The sequence below is a fragment of the Ascidiimonas aurantiaca genome (genome assembly GCF_037646345.1).
Taxonomy (GTDB): Bacteria; Bacteroidota; Bacteroidia; order Flavobacteriales; family Flavobacteriaceae; genus Ascidiimonas; species Ascidiimonas aurantiaca.
Genome location: NZ_JBBEWR010000002.1, coordinates 397,419 through 423,223, shown reverse-complemented (window position 1 = coordinate 423,223; position 25,805 = coordinate 397,419). Strand labels below are relative to the sequence as shown.

At 39.8% G+C, this 25,805-nt stretch carries 20 protein-coding genes; 13 read left to right on the top strand and 7 right to left on the bottom strand.

Features of this window, described 5'->3' with window-relative positions; translation table 11 throughout:
- Positions 1-25 precede the first annotated feature (25 nt).
- From WAO84_RS04455 to WAO84_RS04435, 5 genes are all read left to right on the top strand, one after another.
- Positions 26-1,849: an ABC transporter ATP-binding protein gene (locus WAO84_RS04455; RefSeq protein WP_340063875.1), complete on the top strand. Its 1,824-nt coding sequence runs from the start codon at positions 26-28 to the stop codon at positions 1,847-1,849.
- A gap of 283 nt (positions 1,850-2,132) precedes the next feature.
- Positions 2,133-2,681 (top strand): RNA polymerase sigma factor, encoded by a 549-nt coding sequence (locus WAO84_RS04450; protein ID WP_340063873.1) that lies wholly within the window; start codon positions 2,133-2,135, stop codon positions 2,679-2,681.
- 22 nt (positions 2,682-2,703) lie between these two features.
- Positions 2,704-3,225 (top strand): hypothetical protein, encoded by a 522-nt coding sequence (locus tag WAO84_RS04445; RefSeq protein WP_340063872.1) that lies wholly within the window; start codon positions 2,704-2,706, stop codon positions 3,223-3,225.
- A 1-nt stretch (position 3,226) separates the two neighbouring features.
- Positions 3,227-3,706: a sensor of ECF-type sigma factor gene (locus WAO84_RS04440; RefSeq protein ID WP_340063871.1), complete on the top strand. Its 480-nt coding sequence runs from the start codon at positions 3,227-3,229 to the stop codon at positions 3,704-3,706.
- Between the two features lie 36 nt (positions 3,707-3,742).
- Positions 3,743-4,087 carry a DUF6515 family protein gene (locus tag WAO84_RS04435; protein ID WP_340063869.1) on the top strand — a complete coding sequence of 115 codons (345 nt, stop codon included), beginning with the start codon at positions 3,743-3,745 and terminating at the stop codon, positions 4,085-4,087.
- Between the two features lie 16 nt (positions 4,088-4,103).
- On the opposite strand, the gene WAO84_RS04430 is transcribed toward WAO84_RS04435, so the two are convergent.
- Entirely contained in the window at positions 4,104-5,144 is a 1,041-nt protein-coding gene (locus WAO84_RS04430) for a WD40/YVTN/BNR-like repeat-containing protein (protein ID WP_340063868.1), read from the bottom strand.
- A gap of 72 nt (positions 5,145-5,216) precedes the next feature.
- On the opposite strand from WAO84_RS04430, the gene WAO84_RS04425 reads away from it, so the two are divergent.
- Positions 5,217-6,434 carry an RsmB/NOP family class I SAM-dependent RNA methyltransferase gene (locus WAO84_RS04425; RefSeq protein WP_340063866.1) on the top strand — a complete coding sequence of 406 codons (1,218 nt, stop codon included), beginning with the start codon at positions 5,217-5,219 and terminating at the stop codon, positions 6,432-6,434.
- Between the two features lie 114 nt (positions 6,435-6,548).
- Positions 6,549-10,214, top strand: coding sequence for a phosphoribosylformylglycinamidine synthase (gene purL / locus WAO84_RS04420; RefSeq protein WP_340063864.1), 3,666 nt, complete (start codon positions 6,549-6,551; stop codon positions 10,212-10,214).
- 6 nt (positions 10,215-10,220) lie between these two features.
- On the opposite strand, the gene WAO84_RS04415 is transcribed toward purL, so the two are convergent.
- The 6 genes from WAO84_RS04415 to WAO84_RS04390 all read right to left on the bottom strand — a co-directional run bounded on the left by WAO84_RS04415 (position 10,221) and on the right by WAO84_RS04390 (position 16,178).
- Positions 10,221-11,705 (bottom strand): carboxypeptidase regulatory-like domain-containing protein, encoded by a 1,485-nt coding sequence (locus WAO84_RS04415; RefSeq protein ID WP_340063863.1) that lies wholly within the window; start codon positions 11,703-11,705, stop codon positions 10,221-10,223.
- Positions 11,706-11,709: 4 nt separating this feature from the next.
- The gene (locus tag WAO84_RS04410) at positions 11,710-13,065 is read right to left on the bottom strand and encodes a CsgG/HfaB family protein (RefSeq protein ID WP_340063861.1); all 1,356 of its coding nucleotides are present in this window, start codon (positions 13,063-13,065) and stop codon (positions 11,710-11,712) included.
- Between the two features lie 6 nt (positions 13,066-13,071).
- Entirely contained in the window at positions 13,072-13,473 is a 402-nt protein-coding gene (locus WAO84_RS04405) for a curli production assembly/transport component CsgF (protein WP_340063860.1), read from the bottom strand.
- Positions 13,474-13,477: 4 nt separating this feature from the next.
- Positions 13,478-14,125: a CsgE family curli-type amyloid fiber assembly protein gene (locus tag WAO84_RS04400; RefSeq protein ID WP_340063857.1), complete on the bottom strand. Its 648-nt coding sequence runs from the start codon at positions 14,123-14,125 to the stop codon at positions 13,478-13,480.
- Between the two features lie 85 nt (positions 14,126-14,210).
- Positions 14,211-14,720 (bottom strand): hypothetical protein, encoded by a 510-nt coding sequence (locus tag WAO84_RS04395; protein WP_340063856.1) that lies wholly within the window; start codon positions 14,718-14,720, stop codon positions 14,211-14,213.
- 99 nt (positions 14,721-14,819) lie between these two features.
- The gene (locus WAO84_RS04390) at positions 14,820-16,178 is read right to left on the bottom strand and encodes a hypothetical protein (RefSeq protein ID WP_340063855.1); all 1,359 of its coding nucleotides are present in this window, start codon (positions 16,176-16,178) and stop codon (positions 14,820-14,822) included.
- Between the two features lie 393 nt (positions 16,179-16,571).
- Here WAO84_RS04390 and WAO84_RS04385 point away from each other — a divergent pair, with 393 nt between their 5' ends.
- The 6 genes from WAO84_RS04385 (at position 16,572) to WAO84_RS04360 (ending at position 25,802) form a co-directional block, all read left to right on the top strand.
- Positions 16,572-18,350 carry an AMP-dependent synthetase/ligase gene (locus WAO84_RS04385; protein WP_340063854.1) on the top strand — a complete coding sequence of 593 codons (1,779 nt, stop codon included), beginning with the start codon at positions 16,572-16,574 and terminating at the stop codon, positions 18,348-18,350.
- 154 nt (positions 18,351-18,504) lie between these two features.
- Positions 18,505-18,954 (top strand): MarR family winged helix-turn-helix transcriptional regulator, encoded by a 450-nt coding sequence (locus tag WAO84_RS04380; RefSeq protein ID WP_340063853.1) that lies wholly within the window; start codon positions 18,505-18,507, stop codon positions 18,952-18,954.
- Between the two features lie 25 nt (positions 18,955-18,979).
- A complete protein-coding gene (locus WAO84_RS04375; protein WP_340063852.1) occupies positions 18,980-21,385 on the top strand; it encodes a 3-hydroxyacyl-CoA dehydrogenase/enoyl-CoA hydratase family protein in 2,406 nt (801 codons plus the stop codon).
- Between the two features lie 98 nt (positions 21,386-21,483).
- Positions 21,484-22,671, top strand: coding sequence for an acetyl-CoA C-acyltransferase (locus WAO84_RS04370; protein WP_340063851.1), 1,188 nt, complete (start codon positions 21,484-21,486; stop codon positions 22,669-22,671).
- 54 nt (positions 22,672-22,725) lie between these two features.
- On the top strand, positions 22,726-24,528 hold the full coding sequence (locus WAO84_RS04365) for an acyl-CoA dehydrogenase family protein (protein ID WP_340063850.1): 1,803 nt from the start codon (positions 22,726-22,728) through the stop codon (positions 24,526-24,528).
- 98 nt (positions 24,529-24,626) lie between these two features.
- A complete protein-coding gene (locus tag WAO84_RS04360) occupies positions 24,627-25,802 on the top strand; it encodes a nuclear transport factor 2 family protein (RefSeq protein ID WP_340063849.1) in 1,176 nt (391 codons plus the stop codon).
- Positions 25,803-25,805 lie beyond the last annotated feature (3 nt).

Genomic DNA, 25,805 nt, shown 5'->3' with positions numbered 1-25,805 from the left:
ACGCCGTTTAGCCTAATGCCTTAGAATGAACTATTTCAAAAAAATTTTCTACTTCGCAAAACCCTATATGAGATATGGGTACCTTAATATTGTATTCAATATTTTGTACGCCTTATTCAGTGCATTGTCATTTGTTGCGCTAATCCCCATGCTGGATGTCCTGTTTAAGGAAAGTGACCGGCTTTACACAGCTCCCCAATACAAAGGACTTTCTCAGTTGAGTGATTATATTAAAGAGTTTCTGAATTACAAGGTAACCCAGTATGCCGGAGAAGACGAAATGAAAGCACTTGTTCTTGTAATTGCAATAGTTATTGTGCTTTTCTTTTTAAAAAATGTCTTCAACTATCTGGCTATGTATTTCATTACTTTTCTCAGGAACGGGGTACTCAAAGACATTCGTAACCGCTTGTACACCAAAATCACAGAGCTACCCGTTTCATATTATTCGGAAAAACGCAAAGGAGACATTATTGCCAGGATCACATCAGATGTTTTAGAAATACAACATTCTTTCCTTTCTGTACTGGAACTCATTGTACGGGAACCATTAACTATTTTTTTTACTATTATAGTCATGTTCGGGATAAGTACAAAACTTACTGTTTTTGTTTTTATTTTTATCCCAATTTCGGGAATATTGATATCCCGTGTCGGGAAATCACTAAAACGAAAATCAGACAAAGTACAGCGGGAACAGGGAGCATTCCTTTCTATTGTAGAAGAAACATTGGGTGGTATGCGGGTCATTAAGGCCTTTAATGCAGAAAATCGTTTCATTGATAAATTCAAAACATCCACACATCGCTTTTTTCGATTTTCCAACAGTTTATTAAACCGGCAAAACCTGGCTTCTCCCACAAGCGAGTTTTTAGGTATTCTCGTCATTGGTATTTTACTGTGGTTTGGGGGTAAAATGGTACTTATTGACAAGACACTAGATGCATCGGCCTTCATTGCCTACATGGGGCTTGCATATAATATTCTCACCCCTGCTAAAGCCATTAGCAAAGCCTCTTACAGTGTGAAAAAAGGAAATGCAGCAGCCGAAAGGGTACTGGAAATTTTAGAAACTGAAAACACGATAAAAGATGCTCCAAACGCCCTGTCAAAAACATCTTTTGATACAGAGATACACCTCAACAACATATCATTTAAATATGAGGATGATTATGTTCTAAAGAACTTCTCTTTACATATTCCAAAAGGAAAAACAATCGCCCTGGTAGGTCAGTCCGGGAGTGGTAAAAGTACAATTGCTAATCTGCTCACCCGCTTTTATGATATAAACGAAGGAAGCATAACCATAGACGGAATTGATATACGTGATATGAGCCTGCGATCTTTAAGGGATTTAATGGGGCTGGTTACGCAAGATTCTATACTGTTTAACGGTACCGTATCTGAAAATCTCACCCTGGGAAAACAGGATGCTACCGGCAAAGAATTAATAGAGGCCGCTACCATTGCCAATGCGTTAGAATTTATAGAAACCATGCCACAACAATTTGAGTCCAACATAGGTGATTCTGGAGGGAAGCTAAGCGGCGGACAAAAACAAAGGCTCTCTATTGCAAGAGCCGTACTTAAAAATCCTCCCATTATGATTCTTGACGAGGCTACTTCTGCACTAGATACCGAAAGCGAAAAACTCGTTCAGGTGGCCCTTGACAATATGATGAAGAACCGTACTTCTGTTGTGATCGCTCACAGATTATCTACCATTCAAAAAGCAGACCTTATAGTAGTTATGCAAAAAGGCAGGATCATTGAACAGGGAACACATCATGACCTCATGAATAAAAAAGGGGCTTACCGCAAATTGGTAGAGATGCAATCTTTAGAATAGTATAAATACCTTAAAATATATACAGGTAGCCCATAAATACAAAAGACACCCGGGAGGATGTCTCTGTTTAAGTAAGAATGGGAAACGTTAAGTTCACTTAGGGGCAAAAAAAGAACAACGTTATCGATTATTTGATGATTCAAATCTAGTAGAAATCTTTAAATTATCGATTAAAAGGCTAAAAAAATCGATGAAATACACTTTTTTTTAACACTTTAAAAATACTAAAGGCTTTTTTAAACCTTTTTCCATTCTATTAGTCTAACCTATAAAAGTAAAAAGGTTGACCTCAGAACTCGTATTAATAAATCAGTTGAAGGATGTAAATTCGCGTAACAGGGCATTCGGTACGCTGGTAAAAAACTATCAGGAGCGACTGTATTGGCACATACGAAGAATAGTAATGGTTCATGATGATGCCGATGACGTTCTTCAAAACACCTTTATTAAAATATTCAGAAATATCGAAAATTTTAAAGGAGAAAGTGCACTGTATAGCTGGATGTACCGAATAGCAACCAATGAAGCTATAAACTTCTTAAATGCGAAATCAAGGAAAATGGGAGTTACTGATGAGGCACTGCAAATGCGTATGGCAGCCGAACTCAGATCTGACCTATATTTTGACGGGGATGAAATACAATTTAAGTTACAAAAAGCAATAGCCTTATTACCGGCAAGGCAAAAACTAGTGTTCAATATGCGCTATTTTGATGATCTTTCATATAATGAGATATCGCAAATACTGGAGATCTCAGAAGGAAGTCTCAAAGCGTCTTATCACCATGCAGTAAAAAAGATAGAAGCATCCCTCAGGGAAAATGAAGAATAACGTATGATAAACTCAGGATGGCATGAATAAAAAAGACCTATATAAAAACAAAGGAGGGTTTAAATTACCCAACGGGTACTTTGACGATGTTGAGGAGCGCCTTATTGAGCGTTGGGATTCCAAAATACCAAAAGAAACAGGATTTTCGGTTCCTGAAAACTATTTTGAAACCCTTTCTGAAACATTACAAAACAAAGTGTTTTCCAGGCAAAACCAACAGGGACGCATGATTTCTCTGTTTCGCAGTAAAAAATACACCTATATTGCTACTGCAATAGCAGCCTGTCTAATAGTACTTTTATACATGAAGATCTATCATACTAAAGCTACCGGGTGGAATGATGTAGCCTTATATGAACTCGAAAATTATATTGCTCAGGGCCATTCTGAACTAAATGCTTATGATTATGTCACTATTTTTAACGATGTTGACCTAAACACCCTGACCTTACAGGGTTCTGAAATAAATTCTGATGAATTGATTGATTATCTTTCAGATGAAACCATTCTGTATGATAATGGAATAATAGACAATTACGACTAGTATGAGTACAATAAAATACAGTAAACAAATGGTAATTGCCATCGTAATGGTACTCTTTACCATGAACATATATGCGCAAAACAAGAGAAGAGACAGGATTAAAGCGCTTAAAGTGGCTTTTATTACAGAGCGCCTCTCACTTACCAGTGATGAGGCCCAGAAATTCTGGCCTATATACAATGTGCATGATGACCGTATCTTTGAATTGAGAAAAGTAGAACTCTCGCGTATTAAAAAAGAAATACGGTATTCAAATCTCGATAGCATTACCGAGAAAAAGGCTGTCGAAACCTTAAACCGTATTACCGAAATTGAAACACTTATTTTTGAAGAAGAGCAAAAACTCGTGCAGGGTTTATCTAAAATACTTCCTGCAAAAAAAATAATTCTGCTCAAAAAAGCAGAAGACGACTTTAATCGTGAGCTATTAAAAAAGCTGAGAGAGCGAAGGTCACAACAACCGTTTCGAGAACGAAACTAACTCTTCATATTTTTGTATAACCTAAATCATTTTAGTATGAAATTAGTTAAGCTCTTTTTTCTGGTTATTATATGTTATTTAACTACTTCGTGTGCTACAAGACGTACGGTTACCGTTGGGCCTGCTGCCGGAGTGGTCGTTACCAAAATTCAAAGGCCAAGGACTGTTGTTTATAACAATAATACATTTTTCTTCTCCCACGGTACATGGTACCGCCAAAGAAATAACGGATATGTGGTAGTAAACCCTCCTGCCGGTATTGTGGTTAATACACTTCCCAGAGGCTATGAAACAGTTGTGATCAGAGGAAAACGTTATTACAAATTAAACAGGGTATATTATCAAAAAAGAGGTCGCAGATATGTAGTAGTACGTATGTAAACACATAGGTTGCTTTTTATTTAAAAGTCAATTTGGCCAGTCGGCCCTTACCCGCGGCATAAGCTACCGAATCGTTGAGAAAGCGCAGCGTGTAAAAACCCTCATCAGAAAGATGTTTCCAGTGATTTCCACCATCGTTAGAAACAGATATACCTGTAAAACCAACGGCCACCATTTTCTGGGCATTGCTCCCGGGAATATACTGTACACAACTTTTATACCCCGGCCCTGTTCCTTTCGCTATAAGCTTCCAGGTCCTTCCTCCGTCATCCGTTATTATTTTATTACGCTCATTGTTTTCAGGATCTGTATAATCACCGCCAATGGCCACTCCCCTTTTTTTATCATAAAAATCAATAGAATACATACCCTTAGTTGCGCTTCCCTGTATAATAGGGGTACCAAAAACTTCCCAGCTCTTCCCTTTATCGGGTGTAAAAAAAACACGGCTTTTTACACCTCCTGAAGCTACCCAGGCATATTCTCCTACCATAGCTATATTAGAATTGCTGGCAGCAAAGGCAGCTTCCCCTTCAGCCGTTTCAGGCAAAACCGAGCAATCGAGCTTTTTCCAGCTATTCCCCCCATCTCTTGTAATGATTATAGAAAGGCACCCGTTCGTAGGGTCCCCTATCGCCATTCCTTCCCTGTCATTCCAGAAAAGCATCGCATCATAAAATACTTTTTCATGTTCTTCCTTATACACAAGCTGCATGTTTCCGTCATTTCCGGTTTTGTATATCAGTGCCGGATTTTCTATACTTATCATAAAAAAGTCATTACTTGTAAATGCTACCGCCCTGAAATCAGGAGTTATGGTGTCATAAAATTGTATATTCACCCGTGTATTTTGCGAAGTACTGTTGTATAATCCGAACTTCCCATCGGTACCCGCAAAAGCTACATTTTTATCGCTTAATGCAATGGCACGAATACTCACAGAATCTTCATAAAGTACCTGTACAGTGACATCATTCACCGGGTAAAACCGATTTTCTTCTTTCTTTTTACAGGAGATTACACAAAAAAAGACTGATACGGCCACAAAAATCTTCATTTACTAATTTTTTTTAAAAATAAGTGCTTTGGGGTTAAAATCATACATTTGCAATCCATTTATTTAAAGTATATGAAACTACATCGAAATCTTGTTTTTGCCGTTATTGATGCATTACAGCTTATCTTTAATGAAAATCAATATGCAGACAAGACCGTTGAAAAGGTCCTTAAAAGAGATAAACGCTGGGGAGCACGTGATCGGGGATTTATAGCAGAGACCGTATATGAACTGGTGCGCTGGAAAAGATTGTATGCTACCATAGCAGAGGTTAAAGTGCCTTTTGATCGTGATGATCTATGGCGAATGTTTGCGGTATGGGCTGTTTTAAGAGGAATACATTTACCCGATTGGAAGTATTTTGAAAATACCCCTTCCAGGAAAATAAAGGGCCGATTTGATGAGTTTATCAAAGAAAGAAAATACAGAGAATCTATCCCAGACTGGATAGATGAAAGAGGTCTTAAAGAACTGGGAGAGACTATCTGGACGGCCGAATTAAAAGCACTTAATACGCCTGCACCGGTAGTTTTACGAACCAACACCTTAAAAACCAACCGGGAACAATTGCGAAAAGAATTACTGGAAGCCTCCATTGTGGCAAATCCCCTTTCCAGATACCCGGATGCACTTGAACTTACCGAAAGGACCAATGTTTTTAATACCTCACGTTTTAAAGACGGATGGTTTGAAGTACAGGATGCCTCTTCTCAACGAGTTGCTCCTTTTCTGCAGGTAAGCCCGGGAATGCGGGTAGTAGATGCTTGTGCGGGTGCCGGCGGTAAAACATTACACCTCGCAGCTTTAATGCAAAACAAAGGGCAGTTAATAGCTCTCGACATCTATGAAAATAAGCTTAAAGAACTGAAGCGCAGAGCCCGAAGAAATGGTGTTCACAATGTTGAGGTACGAAAAATAGAAACCCAAAAAACCATTAAAAAATTACACAGTTCGGCAGACAGGGTGTTAATTGATGCCCCCTGTTCCGGATTGGGAGTATTACGAAGAAACCCCGATGCCAAGTGGAAATTGCAACCTGATTTTCTGGAGAGCCTTATCCAAACCCAACAGGATATACTGCAGAATTATTCAAAAATGGTAAAACCCGGAGGAAAAATGGCCTATGCCACCTGTTCCATTCTCCCTTCGGAAAACAGACAGCAGATTAATACATTCCTGGCATCAGAAGCCGGTAAACTATTCTCCCTCGAAAAAGAAGATACCATTCTTGCACATAAAAGCGGGTATGACGGATTTTATATGGCCCTGCTCAGGAGATCAGAGGAGTAACCGGCTCAATATTATCGCATTCTTTAAGTTGAATTTGAATCGTTTCAGGTAAGACGCTTTTAAGTTATTTAGTTAAATTTGCATTTTCAAAAACAACACACTAACATATACTTTATGATCCTGTTCTTCGGAAACCCAGAAAAGAAAGTTTTTGTAGTACAAACATCCTCTTCACTAAATACAGAAAGCATTCACAAGCTCAATTGGCTGTTCGGTAATACGGAGCAAATTGATACGCCCTCTATATATGGCAATTTTGTGGGGCCCAGAGCCGCTATGGTAACCCCCTGGAGTACCAATGCTGTTGAGATCACTCAGAATATGGGAATTTCAGGTATTCTTCGAATAGAAGAGTTTATTCCTTTTCAGGAAAAAGAACAGGAGTTTGACCCTATGCTTTTTCAAAAATACACAGCACTGGAACAGGATGTTTTTACGTTGCGTATTGAACCGGAGGCGATACAGGAAATTGAGGATATTGCCGCCTATAATGAGCGTGAAGGCCTAGCCCTAAACAATGAGGAGATTGATTATCTGGTACGTCTTTCTGAACGCCTGGGAAGAAAACTTACCGATTCTGAAGTTTTTGGGTTCTCTCAGGTAAATTCAGAGCACTGTCGTCATAAAATATTTAACGGTACATTCGTTATTGATGGGGAAGAAAAGCCAATGTCCCTGTTTAAGCATATTAAAAAAACTTCAGAGACACATCCTAATCAAATTGTTTCTGCTTATAAAGATAATGTAGCCTTTATAAAAGGGCCGCGAATAAAACAATTTGCGCCGAAAAGCGCCGAAAAACCTGATTTTTATACCATTAAAGAATTTGATTCGGTACTTTCGCTAAAAGCCGAAACTCATAATTTCCCTACTACTGTAGAACCTTTTAACGGTGCTGCTACCGGTAGCGGCGGGGAAATACGCGACCGGCTTGCCGGAGGCAAGGGGTCTATTCCCCTTGCGGGAACAGCCGTATATATGACTGCGTATTCAAGACTCGAAGCGCAAAGACCCTGGGAGCAAAAAATAGAAGAAAGACCCTGGTTATACCAAACCCCTTTGGAAATACTTATTAAAGCATCCAATGGGGCTTCCGATTTTGGTAATAAATTCGGGCAACCCCTTATTTGCGGTTCTGTGTTGACTTTTGAGCATGAAGAACATCAACGTAAACTGGGTTACGACAAGGTGATCATGCTGGCAGGAGGAATTGGGTATGGTAAAAAAGAACAATCACTGAAAGATACTCCTCAAAAAGGAGATCAGATCGTAATTCTAGGGGGCGACAATTATCGCATTGGTATGGGAGGCGCTGCAGTTTCTTCGGCAGACACCGGAGAATTTAGTAGCGGCATTGAGCTTAATGCAGTACAGCGCTCTAATCCTGAAATGCAAAAAAGAGCTGCCAATACCATCAGGGCTATGGTAGAAAATGATAACAATCCCATTGTTTCTATTCATGACCACGGTGCAGGAGGCCATCTCAACTGTCTTTCTGAACTGGTAGAAGAAACCGGAGGTAAGATCGATCTCGATAAGCTTCCCATAGGAGACCCCACTCTTTCTGCACGAGAAATTATAGGGAATGAATCCCAGGAACGTATGGGGCTTATTATTTCTGATAAACATGCTACCTATCTTCAGGAAGTAGCCAATCGTGAACGGTCTCCCATGTATCAGGTAGGAGAAGTTACCAATAACCAGCGATTCACTTTTGAATCATCTTCTACCGGAGAACGACCTATGGACCTGCAACTTTCTGATATGTTTGGCAGTTCTCCCAAAACCATCACGGAAGATACCAGGCTCAATAGAAACTACACCGGCGTAACATATGACAAAAAGCAGATAGCACTCTATCTCGATCAGGTACTTCAACTCGAAGCAGTGGCCTGTAAAGACTGGCTCACTAATAAAGTGGACCGTTGCGTAAGCGGTAAAGTAGCCAAACAACAATGTGCGGGTCCTTTACAACTCCCCCTAAACAATGTGGGAGTAATGGCACTGGATTACGAAGGTAAAGAAGGAATAGCCACCTCTATTGGGCACTCCCCTATCAGCGCACTTATAGACCCTATAGCCGGTAGTAGAAACAGTATAGCAGAAGCTTTGACCAATATTATATGGGCTCCCGTCAAAGAAGGTATAAAAGGAATTTCACTTTCAGCCAATTGGATGTGGCCCTGTAAAAATGAAGGGGAAGATGCCCGTTTGTACGAAGCTGTGAAAAGCTGCTCTGAGTTTGCCATCGACCTTGGCATAAATATTCCCACAGGAAAAGATTCCCTTTCCATGAAACAAAAGTACCCCGAAGAAGAGGTACTCGCTCCCGGAACGGTTATTATCTCGGCTACAGCACATTGCAACGCCATTTCTCAGGTAGTTGAGCCCGTATTGCAGGCAAAGAATGCACCTCTGTACTATATAAACTTTTCACAGGATGATTTTAAACTGGGAGGATCTTCATTTGCACAGATACGAAATGCCGTAGGAGATGAGACCCCTACCATAAAAGATGCTCAATTTTTTAGAAATGCTTTTAACTGCATACAGCAGCTCATACGAAAAAAACAAATACTGGCCGGGCATGATATAGGCAGTGGTGGTCTTATTACCACCTTACTGGAGATGTGCTTTGCAAAACCTGATATGGGAGCAGTGATTGATCTGGGAACTATTGGAGAAGCCGATACTGTTAAAGTACTTTTCAGTGAAAATGCAGGGATCGTTATTCAGGCGTTTGACACGGTAGAAAAAGTATTTAAAGAAAATAACATAGCTTATACCAGAATAGGGCATGTGGTAGAAGGGGAACGACTACAGTTACAGAACGGAGATGACCGCTTTTCTTTTAACATTCCGCAACTCAGAGATACGTGGTATCGTACCTCCTTTTTACTGGACCGCCATCAATCGGGCGCTCATAAAGCTAAAGAACGTTTTGATAATTATAAGAATCAGCCACTTACATTTCAGTTCCCTGCAGGTTTTAACAACAAAAGACCTGAAGTTCTACCAAAAGGAAAAAAAATAAAAGCTGCCATAATACGCGAAAAAGGGAGTAATTCTGAACGTGAAATGGCAAATGCCATGTACATGGCAGGGTTTGAGGTAAAAGATGTTCATATGACTGATCTTATCAGCGGACGGGAAACATTGGAAGATATTCATTTTATAGGTGCCGTAGGAGGCTTTTCTAACAGCGATGTCCTGGGTTCTGCCAAAGGCTGGGCGGGCGCTTTTATGTATAATGAAAAAGCAAAAAAAGCCCTAAATGACTTCTTTACAAGAGAAGATACCCTCTCAGTAGGTATCTGCAACGGATGCCAGCTTTTTGTGGAATTAGGGCTCATCACTCCTGATCATGACGAAAAGCCGAAAATGCTTCACAACGATTCCGGAAAATTTGAATGTACGTTTACTTCTGTAGAGATCCAGCCTAATACTTCTGTAATGCTTTCCGGGCTGGCCGGCGCAAAACTGGGAATATGGTCAGCACACGGAGAAGGAAAGTTCTATTTTCCGTATGATGAATCCCGCTATAACATTGTAGCAAAGTTTGGTTATGAGGGGTATCCGTCTAACCCAAACGGTTCTGATTTCAATACCGCTATGATAGTGTCAGACAATGGAAGGCACCTGGTTACGATGCCTCACTTTGAAAGAAGTATATTTCCCTGGAACTGGGCCCATTATCCCGAAAATCGTTCGGATGATGAAGTTTCTCCCTGGCTTCAGGCCTTTATTAATGCAAGAGAATGGCTAGAGAAAAAATTGTAATACCACTTATTGCCAGTCTGGCATAAATGCATTATTAAATAATAAGCTACGTTCTCCCTGAGCAGTAACAGGTTTCCTGAATACACTTTTGGGTGATATCCCGTCATTAGAGGTATTTACAAAAATAACTTCTGCATTATCCGGTGAGAACATTGGGTCAAGGTCATTGGTCCCTGCCGCTTTGTCCTGAGAAAGGTCTATAGTTATATCAGTATCCAGGTCGTATAAAAAGATCCTTGCATCAAGGCGTCGGTAAGCATTGTTCTCAAAACCCGATACGTCCCTTGTATAGAGAATTTTACGGCCATCAACTGATATGGAAACACCTCCCAAAGCTCCTTGTACCCCGCTCACAATGGTTCTTAAAACATTTCCTGACCTATCAATAAGATGTAAGGAAGCATTGTATCCGTTTTGGTCATTGGTAGTTACTGCTATAAAACTCCCGTCTTCACTCCATTCACATTTGGTAATAAAGCTCCCATCTGTCGTTTCATATAGGGTTTGCAACCCGCTGCCGTCTAAACTTATACGGTATAACCTGTTAAAATTGGGATATATAAAATGTGCGCCGTTTGAAGACCAGTCAAACTCAACTTCATTCATATCAAAACCGGCAACAGATACGGAAGATGTTACCTGAAATTCATTATCGCCGCTAAGATCCATAGTAAAAAGGTGTGTTTCTACCCCTACTGTTTTTAAATACGCTATTCTTCGTACTTCATTATTCTTTTTGGGCCGAAAACTATTTCTGGTATTGCTGGTCATTGTAAACGCTCTTTGCTGAAGTGAATCAGAAGAGATTATTATATTATTGCCATTTTCTTCCCTTACATAATGAAATCGGTTCTCGGGGTTTTGCAGGGTGGTAAAACTTGAAACTTTACTTAACACGGGAGAGTTAATACTATCAGAAGCAGTTACCTGCCAAAAATATTTGGTGCCAAAAGAAAGACCGGATACTCTATAGACCGTATCAGTTATATTCTCTGCCAGAAAGACCTGATCGTCCCTGTCATTCTTAATTTCCAGAGAATACACAAGTTCATCTTCTTCATCCGGGTCTGAAGCAGACCATACAAATAAATACTCCAGGCCAATATCGGTCGCTACATCTTCTGGTAAAAGTAATTGCGGAGCCCCCGGAGGTCTGTTGGCTGCGGTTTCCACATCCATCTCAAAGACAATACTCACCGTAGCTCCTTCTCTTATCGTTACCGCTTCAAATGTGGTTAACAACCCTTCTTTTTCAGCTTTTACCGAATAATCTCCGGAAGGTACTTCTTCCAGTATAAAATTACCATCTGCATTTGAAAAAACAGTGCTGCTGGTGGGTTCGGTACTCACCTTAACATTTTCCACAGGTTCATTATCTCCACGAGTTACTACTTTTCCCATGATCTCTCCTGCGACAAATGTATCTACTTTATCTTCATTACAGGATAATGATCCAATACATAAAAGGCTCAGGCAAAGAAGTCTTTTCATAATTCTAGAAGTAAAAAGTTAATCCGAGGCCAAAACGCCAGAAATAATCATCCCGCTTTCCTCTGTTTAATCCATCTATAGTGTCGTCAAACGAAATATTTTGTTCGGCAAACACCTGTAATCCTGTATTTTTAAAAGCCATGTATTCCAATCCCAGTCCGTATTGTAACTTAAGGTTAAAATCATCGAGATTGGTTGTACTCAATACGCCTCCGCCCCCGTATATGTAAGGAGAAAAACGATCTAACGGAAGTACGATATACTCGGCATTCACATCAAAAGAAAAAAAGCTGTTAGAAAAAACTTCTTCGTTTTTCAAAGAAAAAAGTGATGCCTGTGCCGATAATCGTAAAGCAGGGATCAATCGCTGTTTATATCCTGCCATCACTCCTGATTGTATGACTGCATCTGCGTAGTCTCCATCCATAAAACCGGCCATACCCGAGACGCTTAAAGCGTGGTTTTTACGTCTGTCTGTAAGATACCTATCCTGCAATGAAGTAGCGGCTTCCTGTATTTTCTCAACCTTATACGTTTCCACTGCTGTGATACCTTCATCTGCATTGGCTGTGGTCCATATATTATCCTGTATTCCCTCTATAACAAGTGAGTGTACTGCTTTTTCTATAGCTTCGGTAACGGCAAGCTGTATAGGTTCATTTTGGGTAAAACCGGTTTCTGCTTCCAGCAATCTTCTAAATTTTACATAACGAAACACACTGGCATCTACTGCCTGTGAGAGTATGGTTTTGGAAACATATACAGTTTTTAGGATTTTTCCATTAGATGTAGAAATGGCTCTTAAATATACTGTTATCCGGTCTTGCCGGTACTGGGAAGAACCCCCCACACCAAAATAACGTGCTCCTATACCTCCGGTAATTACATTAGAGTCATACGATATCACCCCTCCTTCCAGTAAAACACCTGCATATAACAAAGGTGGTAACTGGGGCTGATCTCTTGTTTCTTCGTTCGTACTGTATTGCTGGCGGGTAGTTCGTATAATTTGCCGTTCGTTTAGCAGGTTCCCTACATTTTCTCTTTCAATAGGTACAAACCAACCGGAGTCTTCCAGGGCTTTAATAAGAATAGATGTGGTTCCCTGGCTAATAGCCGTACTCCAACTGGTACCGTTTTCAACAGGTCTGTACTGCCCTGTTTGATCTCTAAACTTATATACTCCTACTACAATAGGCTCTTTTGGCGCCGGCAATCCGGCCAGTTCACTTCCAACAGGAGTAGTTTCTCCCATTCTCGCTTTTTGAACCGCCAGTGGCTGATTAAAATAAGAGCCACATGAAATACAAAACATAAGAGTACCCCAAATAAAAGGATAAATTGCTTTTTTGAACATCATTTACTTTTACAGAAAAGGAATAATTACCTGTGTTTTTTCTCCGGTATTGGTATCAAGAATATCAATGGTGAGCCCTTCGTTAGAAGGAAATATCTCGAGGAACAGGCTTCCAAAATTAAAAGTACCCTCGCGAAGGTCCCGCCCTGCAAACTCTTCATCAAAAAGGCTTCTGGACAACTGATTGAGTAATTGTCTGTTAAGATTACTGGTAAACTCATCAATTTCAGAAGTTTGTTGATTTGTACCCTCTTCTGAAAAAGTATTCTGCGCTTCTGCAGAACTCAAAAGCCAGTTATAATTAAACGTATCTCCTCCAAAAGCAGGGTTTACAGGTCGATATACCAGTTGTTGTCCAAAAACCCCGGTAACGAACATGCAGGTAAATAAAATAAGATATGGACTTCTCATAAAATTAATATTGGGTAATGTATTTTTTTTGTTTTTCTTTCTGTTCAAGGTAGGTTACCACTTTTTTCACTGTAGCATTTGCCATATTATTAATGTATTCTTCTCCGGGTGTTGCAAAACCTTCAAAAACAATATCGTTATCTACCTTAATAATAATTCGGGCACCCAGGCCTATACCTAATTGTTCTTCAATAGTTACCATTGAACTGCTTCGCAGGTTTTGCAACTGGTATTGCCTGTAAAATATATCGTAAAAATCTTTTCCTATTTTAGATACCACATTGTCAATAACCAGTCCTTTGATCTCTATACCGTCATTCGCAGGTATAGTTTTATTCTTTATCAGGTCTTCATTCAAAAAAACCTTTCGGCTATTAGCTATGATCTTATCATCCTCAGATATGAGCAATAGTACGATGATCTTACTTTCATTCTCAAAAGCCACAAAAACTTCTTTAAGCGCCTTTACTTCTCCCGGCTCTATGCTAAAATTATCTTTTGAACTACTTCTCTCTCTCGCAGTATCATCAAAACTTTTAATAATTGCCAGTTCATAACTCAGGGATTTAAAAATTGGTGAATCGTTTTTCACCAGTGCTCTCACTTTATACCCGCGGTCAGTTTGATCTGTATCCAACTCTGCACTGATCAAAGATTGCGACTCTTGGGGGTAAACTACCGCTGAGAATAAAAAAACCACATATAAAACCCCTTTTACCAACTGTAACAGTCTTTTGTTAATAACTTCTAATGATTATTGAACGGGATTGCCCTTGCATAGTGACCCGAATACCTTGGGAAATAGAGTTAGCACCGTATTTTTCGAGTGTCAAATTACTGCCATTTTGAACAAATTCATTAAAAACCGCCCCTTCATTACCAAAATAATGGGCCGTGATACGGTTGTTTGAGCCCTGTTGGAGAATATGGGATTCCAGCACTGTGTACTCAGAAAACAATTCTGTATTATTATTGAGCCCCAACTGGTTCACAGAAACCGATGACCCGTTTCCACGGGTGTAAACATGAGCTGTATTAAACTCCCCTGACTGATAAATATAAACATCAGACATTTGAGCTATAGCTGAATTTTGTATAATGCCGGTAACCTCGGTAGAAGCTACCTGCTGTATCTCATTTAAAACCTGCCAATCCCGGGTATCTGACTGGGTATATCCCAAAAAACTGGTTAGTAAAACGCAAACTATAAGCAAACCTGCATGTAAAAGATCTTTTTTCAAAAGCATTATGTAAGGCTTTGATGTTTTTTATAAAACCATTTTTGAGAACAAAACGGGAACCAACCATAGAATACTGGTCCCCATTTTGCTTTTTATCATCTTGTTTTAGTTAGATTGTGTTACTGTAGCCACATTTCCAATTCCGGTTTGACTTATAGTACTGCTATGGAAAGAACCGGTTTGTGTAGTTGTGGCGCTATTAGACACGCCAAACTGTACGTCCATTGCCATATTGTTATTGCCAGATTGTAGCATGTTGCTAATATTGAATTCTCCGTCCTGGGTGGTGCTTGCCATGTTAAAATCTCCTAATTGATTTTGTACCGCTAAGTTTTCACCTCCAAAAAGTATCAGGTTCTGAATAATTGATGCGTCATTACCGCTACCCAGTTGTAACTGGCGACCTTCGTTCAGATCTTCTTCCTGATTGATAAAAGCATTATTATCATCACCAATTTGCTCAATTACTGCCAAACCGTTTCTTGAAGAGAAGAAGAAAGACCCCTGTACGGTCAAAGCTGAGTTGCCATTTCCATCCTGAAAGGTGAATGCCCGGTTGTCTGTTCCTATTTGATCCTGAATAGCAGAATTGTTACCTCCAAAGAAGAAAAGATTTTGTTCTATTTCGGCAACGTTGTTAGACCCGGTTTGAAGTTGAATAGCTTCATTATCAAACTCTTCCTGAGTAATAATGGCAAAGTTAGACTCTCCGTCCTGTACTTGTCCTGCAAAACCACCTACAGAAGGGAAGAAAAAAGACCCCTGGTTTACGATTGCCTCATTATCAGAGCCATCCTGAATTGTGATCGCTTCATTTTGCTCTCCTATTTGGGTTTGCGTAGCTACATTACCTCCACCAAAAGCGATCAGGTTTTGCTCTACAGTAGCTAAGTTTTCAACTCCATCCTGAATTTGAGTAGCGGTATTGTCAAACTCTTCCTGAACGATCTCAGCTTCATTAAAAAGTCCAAACTGGTCCTGAACAGCTACACCTCCATTAGATGCAAACAATTCAGATCCCTGAGTAATGGTAGCAGAGTTACCAATACCTTCTTGTGTAGTGATTGCTTCGTTTTCATCACCAATCTGTACTTGAATTGACTCATTACCTTCACCAAAAGTAAGCAGGTTTTGACCTATAAATGCTGTATTAGCAGTACCCTGCTGTAGCTGCCATGCAGAATTACCCACTTCCTCCTGTTCTATGGATGCTATGTTATCACTACCTGTTTGCGTTTGCTCGGCATAGCTGCCAAAAGCCCTAAAAGTTTCCGAACCCTGCCTTACACTGGCAAGATTGTTAGTTCCGTTTTGCCCTATTGATGAAACATTGGTTTCTCCTGTCTGGTTAACCGTAGCTGTATTGGCTTCACCTTCTGAAGCAACACTACTACTGTTACTTTGAGCACATACCAGTGCCATACTCCCCATTAGAAAAAGGGTGCTTGAAAAAAATTTTTTCATAAATACAAAAGTTTAATTGATTATGGTTACACTAAATACTTAGCCAGAGCATAAATACGGTAATGAAGTAAGACTACAGGGTAAAAGTAAGAATAGGGAATACACTAATTACTTTGCTAATATATAGAAATATCTTACTACAATTATCATCTTATAGTAATTATATAACGAATTTTCGTTAAAATACACAAACAACTCGTTTATTGGTTATGACTGTAAATTTAACATTTACTTATATGTTTTTATTTTGCTTCTTTCAAAAAAAGAAGTAAAAACTACGTTATAATTCCTGCTTTTGATAACTTCATAAATATTTACATGTTTTTTTAGAACTATAATTGAAAATACAGGTGAAATTTTATATTTTGCGATTTTGTTTAAACACGCTAAACTATGATCAACGTTTCCCGTCTTTTCGACTTTCCGTATTATCAGGAGGAAAAATTTGCGCTAAAAGACTCACTCACTACTAAATATGGCAATGAATGGATAAAGACTTCAACCGGGGAATATATCAGAAAATCGAATTGTATTAGCAGAGCATTTTTAAAACTAGGGCTGCAACCTAACGATAAAGTAGCCGTAATCTCTTCAAATAACAGAACCGAATGGCATATTATAGACATTGGTGCACTGCAAATAGGAGCTCAAAATGTTCCTATTTACCCTACCATATCTGAGGAAGATTATGAGTATATACTCAACCATTCAGAGTCCACCTACTGTTTTGTTTCAGATGCAGAGGTAATGACCAAACTCAATGCGATTCGCAAAAATGTACCTTCTCTTAAAGAAGTATATACATTTGATGAAATTGAAGGAGAAAAAAACTGGCAGGAACTTCTTGATCTTGGAAAAGATGAGACCAGTCAACCGGAAGTAGAAGAACGTAAAAAGAATGTTTCACCTGATGATCTGGCCACTATTATATATACCTCCGGTACTACAGGAGAACCCAAAGGGGTAATGCTATCACACAACAATGTAGTATCAAATGTATTGGCAAGTGCCGAAAGAGTGCCGTTACAAACCGGAAGCAAAGCCCTGAGCTTTCTGCCTATGTGCCATATTTTTGAAAGAATGGTATCCTATCTGTATCAATACTGTGGCATTTCCATTTATTTTGCCGAATCTATCGAAAAAATAAGCGATAATCTCAAAGAGGTAAAGCCCGATGTAATGACAGTGGTGCCCAGATTACTGGAAAAAGTATATGATAAGATCTATGCCAAAGGCACCGAACTCACCGGAATTAAGAAAAAGCTTTTTTTCTGGGCTATTGAACTTGGGCTCAAATTTCAACCATATAAAGACAACGGTGCGTGGTATGAATTTAAACTGGGAATAGCCCGCAAACTTATTTTTAGCAAATGGCAGGAAGCTTTAGGAGGTAATCTTAAGATCATGGTATCGGGAAGTGCTGCCTTACAACCCAGGCTGGGTCGCATTTTTGGCGCAGCAGGAATCCCGGTTATGGAAGGTTACGGACTTACTGAAACATCCCCCGTAATTGCAGTAAATGATCAAAACAATCGCGGATGGAAAGTAGGTACTGTTGGTAAAATGATACCGGGAGTTGATGTTAAAATAGCAGCGGACGGTGAAATACTTTGTAAGGGTCCCAATGTAATGATAGGCTACTACAAAAATCCTGAAAAGACAAAAGAAGTTATGACCGAAGCATACTTCCATACCGGGGATATTGGTGAAATTGATGCAGAAGGATTTTTAAAGATCACAGACCGAAAAAAAGAGATGTTCAAAACCTCAGGTGGGAAGTATGTAGCTCCACAGCTTATTGAAAATGAAATGAAGCAGTCGCGTTTTATAGAACAGATCATGGTCGTAGGCGAAGGAGAAAAAATGCCTGCAGCATTTATTCAGCCTAACTTCGAATTTTTAAGAGAATGGGCAAAACGACATAATATTAAGCTGGGAGAAAGTCAAAAAGAGATAATTGCCAGTACTGATGTTTTTGACCGAATCCAGGAAGAAGTTGACTTCTACAACCAGCGTTTCGGGAAATGGGAAAAAATAAAACGTTTTGAACTTACACCCGATGTCTGGAGTATAGACGAAGGACACCTTACCCCTACCATGAAACTCAAAAGGAGGGTTATTAAAGAAAAATATATAGATCTTTATAATAAAATTTACGAACGTAATTTCTAAATCAAATTTCACTCTTTTAAAAGCTCCTCCATACCCAGGGGAGTTTTTTTTGCACAAAATCTAGTTGCCTTTCCTACGTATTTACAATTTTTTAAAATATTTATTATGCATGCATAATAAATATTTAGTATATTTGAAACTCATTCTTTTACCTATGAAAGAAAAGACCATTGATTATGCTTTAAGAGCCACCTGGCAGGCAGTTGCCAGAATGTATAATGAAGAAGCCGGTAAATTTGGTACTACTATGGCTATAGGCTTTACCTTACTGAGTATTGATCCTGAGAAGGGTACTCCTTCCACTTCTTTGGGGCCAAAAATGGGTATGGAGGCCACCAGTCTTTCCCGAATACTTAAAAGTATGGAGGAAAAACTACTTATTGAACGTAAACCAAACCCCGATGATGGACGCAGTGTCCTTATTCATCTTACCGATTTTGGTAAAGAAAAGAGAGAGGTGTCCAAAAAAGTCGTACTTCGTTTTAACGATGTAGTGCGAAAACATGTAACCGATACTCAATTGGCTCACTTTTTTGAAGTGACCGAAGTGATTTCCGAACTCATCTCAGAAAAAAAGATTTATACACATAAAGTTTCAACGTAATTAACAATAAACCTTTAGTTTTAAAATGATACGACGAATAAATAAAGTAGCGGTAATTGGATCAGGGATCATGGGTAGTGGTATTGCCTGCCATTTTGCCAATATCGGTGCAGAAGTCTTACTACTCGATATTGTTCCCCGTGAACTTACCGATAAAGAAAAGGCGAAAGGCCTCACCCTGGAAAATAAAGCAGTTAGAAATCGTATTGTAAACGATAATTTAGCAGCTTCTCTTAAATCAAATCCTTCTCCTATTTACCACAAAAAGTTTGCCAGTAGAGTTTCTACCGGGAATCTGGATGATGATCTGCATAAAATAAAAGATGTGGACTGGATCATTGAAGTAGTAGTAGAAAGACTGGATATTAAACAAAAAGTTTTTGAACAAATAGAGAAGCACCGTACACCGGGAACACTAATTACTTCCAACACTTCAGGAATACCTATTAAGTTTATGAATGAAGGGAGAAGCGAAGATTTCAGAAAACACTTTGCAGTGACCCACTTTTTCAATCCTCCCAGGTATTTAAAGCTTTTTGAGGTCATTCCCGGTCCTGATTGCCGTGTTGAAGTAGTTGACTTTCTTATGTCTTATGGTGAAAAATTTCTTGGTAAAACTTCAGTCCTTGCCAAAGATACTCCCGCCTTTATAGGAAACCGTATCGGTATTTTCGGTATTCAGAGTCTTTTTCATCAGGTAAAAGAGTTGGGAATGACCGTAGAAGAAGTAGATAAACTTACCGGACCCGTAATTGGGAGACCTAAATCAGCTACCTTTCGAACCGTTGATGTAGTAGGGCTTGACACATTAGTACATGTGGCTAATGGTATTTATGAAAACTGTCCTGATGACGAAGCACATGATCTTTTTAAACTACCGGATTTTATACAAACCATGATGGATAACCAATGGTTGGGTAGTAAAACAGGCCAAGGGTTCTATAAAAAAGTAAAAGGTAAAGACGGAGGGAGTGAAATTCTTTCACTTGATCTTAATACAATGGAATACCGGGAAGGTAAAAAAGCATCGTTTGCTACCCTTGAACTCACAAAAACCATAGATAATGTAATTGATCGTTTTCCTGTACTGGTAAGTGGAAAAGACAAAGCCGGTGATTTTTACCGAAAGAACTTTGCTGCCATGTTTGCCTATGTACAAAACCGTATTCCCGAAATATCAGACGAGTTATATCGCATTGATGATGCTATGAAAGCTGGTTTCGGATGGGAGAACGGGCCTTTTGAAATATGGGATGCCATAGGAGTAGAAAAAGGAATTGAACTTATGAAAGCCGAAGGGCTCACACCGGCTTCCTGGGTAACCGACATGCTGACTTCGGGAAATCAAAGCTTCTACACAGTAAAAGAGGGAGCTACCCATTATTACGATACCATTACAAAAAAACAGGTTAAAAAACCAGGGCAGGATGCCTTTATTATACTCGATAATATAAGAGAAGCCAAAACCGTCTGGAAAAATGCCGAAGCAGTAGTTGAAGACCTGGGCGATGGCATTCTCAACCTCGAGTTCAGATCTAAGATGAATACCATTGGAGGCGGCGTACTTCAGGGTATCAATAAAGCTATTGACCTGGCTGAAAAAGAATATCAGGGACTCGTAATTGGCAATCAGGGAGCTAATTTCTCTGTAGGTGCCAATATAGGAATGATATTTATGATGGCCGTAGAACAGGAATATGATGAGCTCAATATGGCCATTAAGATGTTCCAGGATACCATGATGAGAGTACGCTATTCATCTATCCCCGTTATTGTAGCACCTCACGGTATGACCCTCGGGGGTGGTTGTGAGATGAGTCTGCATGCAGACAAAGTAGTGGCTGCAGCCGAGTCTTATATTGGATTAGTAGAATTTGGAGTAGGTGTGATCCCCGGAGGAGGCGGATCCAAAGAAATGACCCTTAGGGCTTCTGACTCCTTTAGGAAAAACGATGTAGAACTCAATGTGCTTCAGGAATATTTCCTTACTATAGGTATGGCCAAAGTGTCAACCTCAGCTTATGAAGCATTTGACCTGGGCATCCTCCAGAAAGGAAAAGATGTGATCGTAGTAAACAGAGAACGTCAGATAGCAGAAGCTAAAAAACACACTCTTCTTATGGCAGAGGCCGGTTACACAAAACCTATACCAAGAACCGATGTGAAAGTTCTCGGAAAACAGGCCCTGGGAATGTTCCTGGTAGGTACAGATTCTATGGAGGCCGGACATTACATCTCAGAACACGACCGCAAAATCGCCAACAAACTGGCCTATGTAATGGCCGGTGGGGACCTTTCAGAACCCAGTTATGTGAGTGAACAGTATCTTCTTGACATTGAAAGAGAAGCCTTTTTATCTCTTTGTACCGAAAGAAAAACGCTAGAAAGAATACAGCACATGCTTAAAAAAGGAAAACCACTCAGAAATTAGAAAATCTATTAAACAACTCTTATTAATCAGAGCATATAAAAATAAAACGAAAGTAACCAGATATACATTATCGCTTCTTTCCAAAACATAGTTTTAAAATGAAAAACAGAACCGCATACATCGTGAAAGCCTACCGCACAGCCGTAGGCAAGGCACCCAGAGGGTTATTTCGATTTAAAAGGCCCGATGAACTGGCAGCAGAAACTATAGAACATTTGTTAAAAGACATCCCCCAATTAGATAAAAAACGTATTGATGATGTGATCGTAGGAAATGCCATGCCCGAAGCTGAACAGGGTCTGAACATGGCCCGGCTTATCTCACTTATGGGATTAAAAATTGAAGATGTTCCCGGAGTAACCGTAAATCGCTATTGTGCTTCCGGTTTAGAGACCATTGGTATTGCAACAGCAAAGATCCAAACCGGTATGGCCGATTGTATTATCGCTGGAGGGGCCGAAAGCATGAGCTATATTCCCATGGGAGGCTACAAACCTGTACCAGATTATCGTCTGGCCAAAGAAGGACATGAAGATTACTATTGGGGAATGGGACTTACTGCCGAGGCAGTAGCCAATCAATTTAAAGTTTCTAGAGAAGATCAGGACGAATTTGCCTATAATTCTCATATGAAAGCACTAAAAGCACTGGAAGAGAAAAAGTTTAATGAGCAAATTGTTCCTATATCCGTAGAACATACGTATGTAAAAGATGGTAAAAAAACATCAGAAACCTACACCGTTTCAGTAGATGAAGGTCCCAGGGCCGATACCAATAAAGAAGCACTTGCCAGGTTAAAACCGGTATTTGCTGCCGGGGGAAGCGTAACCGCAGGTAACTCTTCACAAATGAGTGATGGTGCCGCATTTGTACTGATTATGAGCGAAGAAATGGTAAAAGAGCTCAATCTTGAACCTATTGCCCGTATGGTAAGTTATGCAGCCGCAGGTGTAGAACCCCGCATTATGGGAATAGGCCCAGTGAAAGCCATTCCTAAAGCTTTAGATCAGGCCGGTATGAAACAAGAAAATATTGACCTCATAGAACTTAATGAAGCTTTTGCTTCCCAATCACTCGCAGTGATAAGAGAACTCGATCTTAATCCCGAGATCATAAACGTAAACGGCGGCGCCATTGCACTGGGGCATCCTCTGGGATGTACAGGTGCCAAACTGTCCGTACAACTATTTGATGAGATGCGTAAACGTGGCAATAAATACGGTATGGTTACCATGTGTGTAGGTACCGGACAAGGAGCCGCGGGAATTTATGAATTTTTAAATTAATATCAGTATGTGTATCCTCAATCAGGATACTTTCATATCAAATACTAAAAAATAATGGAAACACTTAGCAAAAATTTAACAAGAGGAGGAGAGTTTCTGGTAAAGGAAACCCTGGCAGAGGATGTTTTTACACCAGAAGATTTTACCGAAGAGCAAAAAATGATGCGCGACTCTGTAAAAGAGTTTGTAGATCGTGAAATATGGCCCAAAAAGGAAGAGTTTGAAAAGAAAAACTATGCACTTACCGAATCGATCATGCAGAAAGCCGGTGAACTCGGTCTTTTGGGAATTGCTGTACCCGAAGCCTATGGCGGACTGGGCATGGGCTTTGTAACCACCGTATTGGTTTGTGATTATATCTCAGGAGCCACCGGTTCGGTTGCTACAGCATTTGGGGCCCATACCGGAATAGGAACCATGCCCATTACACTGTATGGTACAGAAGAACAAAAGAAAAAATATGTACCTAAACTGGCTACCGGAGAATGGTTTGGCGCTTACTGCTTAACAGAGCCCGAAGCCGGTTCTGATGCCAATAGCGGAAAAACCAAAGCCGTACTTTCAGATGATGGTACCCACTACAAGATAAGCGGTCAGAAAATGTGGATATCAAACGCAGGTTTTGCCGATGTCTTTATTGTTTTTGCGCGTATTGAAGATGATAAGAATATTACCGGTTTTATTGTAGAGAACGATCCTTCAAACGGAATTACTCTGGGAGAAGAAGAACACAAACTGGGAATTCACTCCTCCTCTACCAGACAGGTATTTTTTAACGAAACCGTAGTTCCTGTTGAAAACATGCTTTCAGAAAGGCAAAATGGCTTTAAAATTGCCATGAATGCCCTTAACGTAGGACGTATTAAACTCGCGGCTGCCTGTTTAGATGCGCAACGACGGGTTACTACCGAAGCTATAAAATATGCAAATGAGCGTGTTCAGTTTAAAACCCCTATTGCACAATTTGGTGCCATTAAAGCCAAACTTGCCCAAATGGCCACAGCTACTTATGTAGGAGAGTCAGCATGCTACAGAGCATCCAAAAACATTGAAGACCGTATTGCACTTCGTGTTGCAGAAGGAAACAGTCACCAGGAAGCAGAATTAAAAGGAGTAGAAGAATACGCCATAGAATGTTCTATTCTAAAAGTGGCCGTTTCAGAAGACGCACAAAACTGTACCGATGAAGGCATCCAGATATTCGGAGGTATGGGGTTTTCGGCAGATACTCCTATGGAGTCTGCCTGGAGAGATGCCCGTATTTCACGTATTTATGAAGGCACCAATGAAATAAACCGTATGCTCGCCGTGGGTATGCTTATTAAAAAGGGTATGAAAGGGCACGTGGACCTGCTGGGACCTGCAATGAAAGTAGCAGATGAGCTCATGGGCATTCCTTCTTTTGATTCACCCGATTATTCAGAACTTTTCTCAGAAGAAAAAGAGATTATAGGCAGGCTGAAAAAAGCCTTTCTTATGATCGCCGGTGCCGGAGTGCAAAAATATGGGCCTCAATTAGAAGAACACCAGCAACTGCTTATGGCTGCGGCAGATATTCTGATCCAGATCTATATGGCAGAATCAGCCATTCTAAGGACAGAAAAAAATGCCAAAAAACTGGGCGAAGAGGCACTGGTACATCAAATAGCCATGGCCAGACTCAACCTGTTCAATGCCGTTGAAATAATTAGCAGTAAAGGAAAAGAAGCGATCGTATCGTTTGCCGAGGGTGATGAGCAACGTATGATGCTTATGGGACTCAAAAGGTTTACCAAATATACGAATCTTCCCAATGTAGTGAAGCTTAGAAACATCATAGCCGAAAAACTTACATCAGAAAATCAATACTGTTTTTAAGCTGTTCCAGAGTAAATACCTTTAGTATTATGATATGATTCAAAAACGCCTTGAAATTTTCAGGGCGTTTTTTAGTACCTTTATACAAACTAAAATGAATGAAGAAAAAATACCTGCTTTTTGCCTCTCTTTTGTTTAGTATTTGTATTCTAGCACAAACCAACACAGAAGTTTATCTCTTTGATTTTCATCCTGAATACGGACTCAGCAACCCTGTAAACGTTTCTAAAAACCCGGGAGCATATGACAATCAACCTTCTTTTCCCGATAATGAAACCCTCGTATTTTCAGCTACCAGAAACGGACAAACCGATATAAAAAAACTGGATCTCCAAACTATGGAAGCTACCTGGGTTACCCAAACCGATGGAAGTGAATACTCACCGCTTAAAGTACCCGGTAGAAATGCCCTTTCGTCCATAAGGCTTGAAACCGATGGAAAACAGCAACTTTTTTTATACGATCTCGACTTTAAAACTTCCGAAGTACTTGTTAGTGATTTCGTTGTTGGATATCATACATGGTACAGTCCCGGCATACTTGTATCTTTTGTTTTGGGAGAAGAGTCTTCATTGGTAGTTTCAGATCTGGTAAAAAATACCAATCTGGTATATCAAAAAAATATAGGGAGATCCCTTCACCGTATCCCCGATTCAGAACTAATAAGTTATATAAGTAAGCAGAATGATACCTGGGAGATCAGGTCACTTCACCCCATAACAGGTGACATGAAACTCATAACACAGGTTCATGAAAACACCGAAGACATATGTTGGACACCCAACGGCATTATCCTTATGGCACACGGAACCCAATTATATGAGTATGATACCAAACGAAGTAAAAGCTGGAACTATGGGCAAAACCTGGCAGAATTTGGCTTGGGCGGCATTACCAGAATGGCCATAAGCCCCGATGGCAGGAAAATGGCTATCGTAATAACCGAACAGCCTCCGGAGGCTATTGTTCAACAACAATTAGACGCATATAACAATCGTGATATCTTTGCTTTCTTAGATACTTTCTCCGATGATATTGCACTGTATAAATTTCCTAACACACTTATCAGCAGAGGCAAAATAGCCCTTAGAAAACAATATGAATCCTTTTTCCAAAATACACCTGATCTGCATTGTGAGATTAAAAACCGAATCATTCAGGGCAACAAAGTGATTGATCAGGAATATGTAAGGATAAATGGTCAATACCTCAATGCCATTGCTATTTACGAAATTGAAAAAGGAAAAATTAATAAAGTAACCTTCATACAATAGATT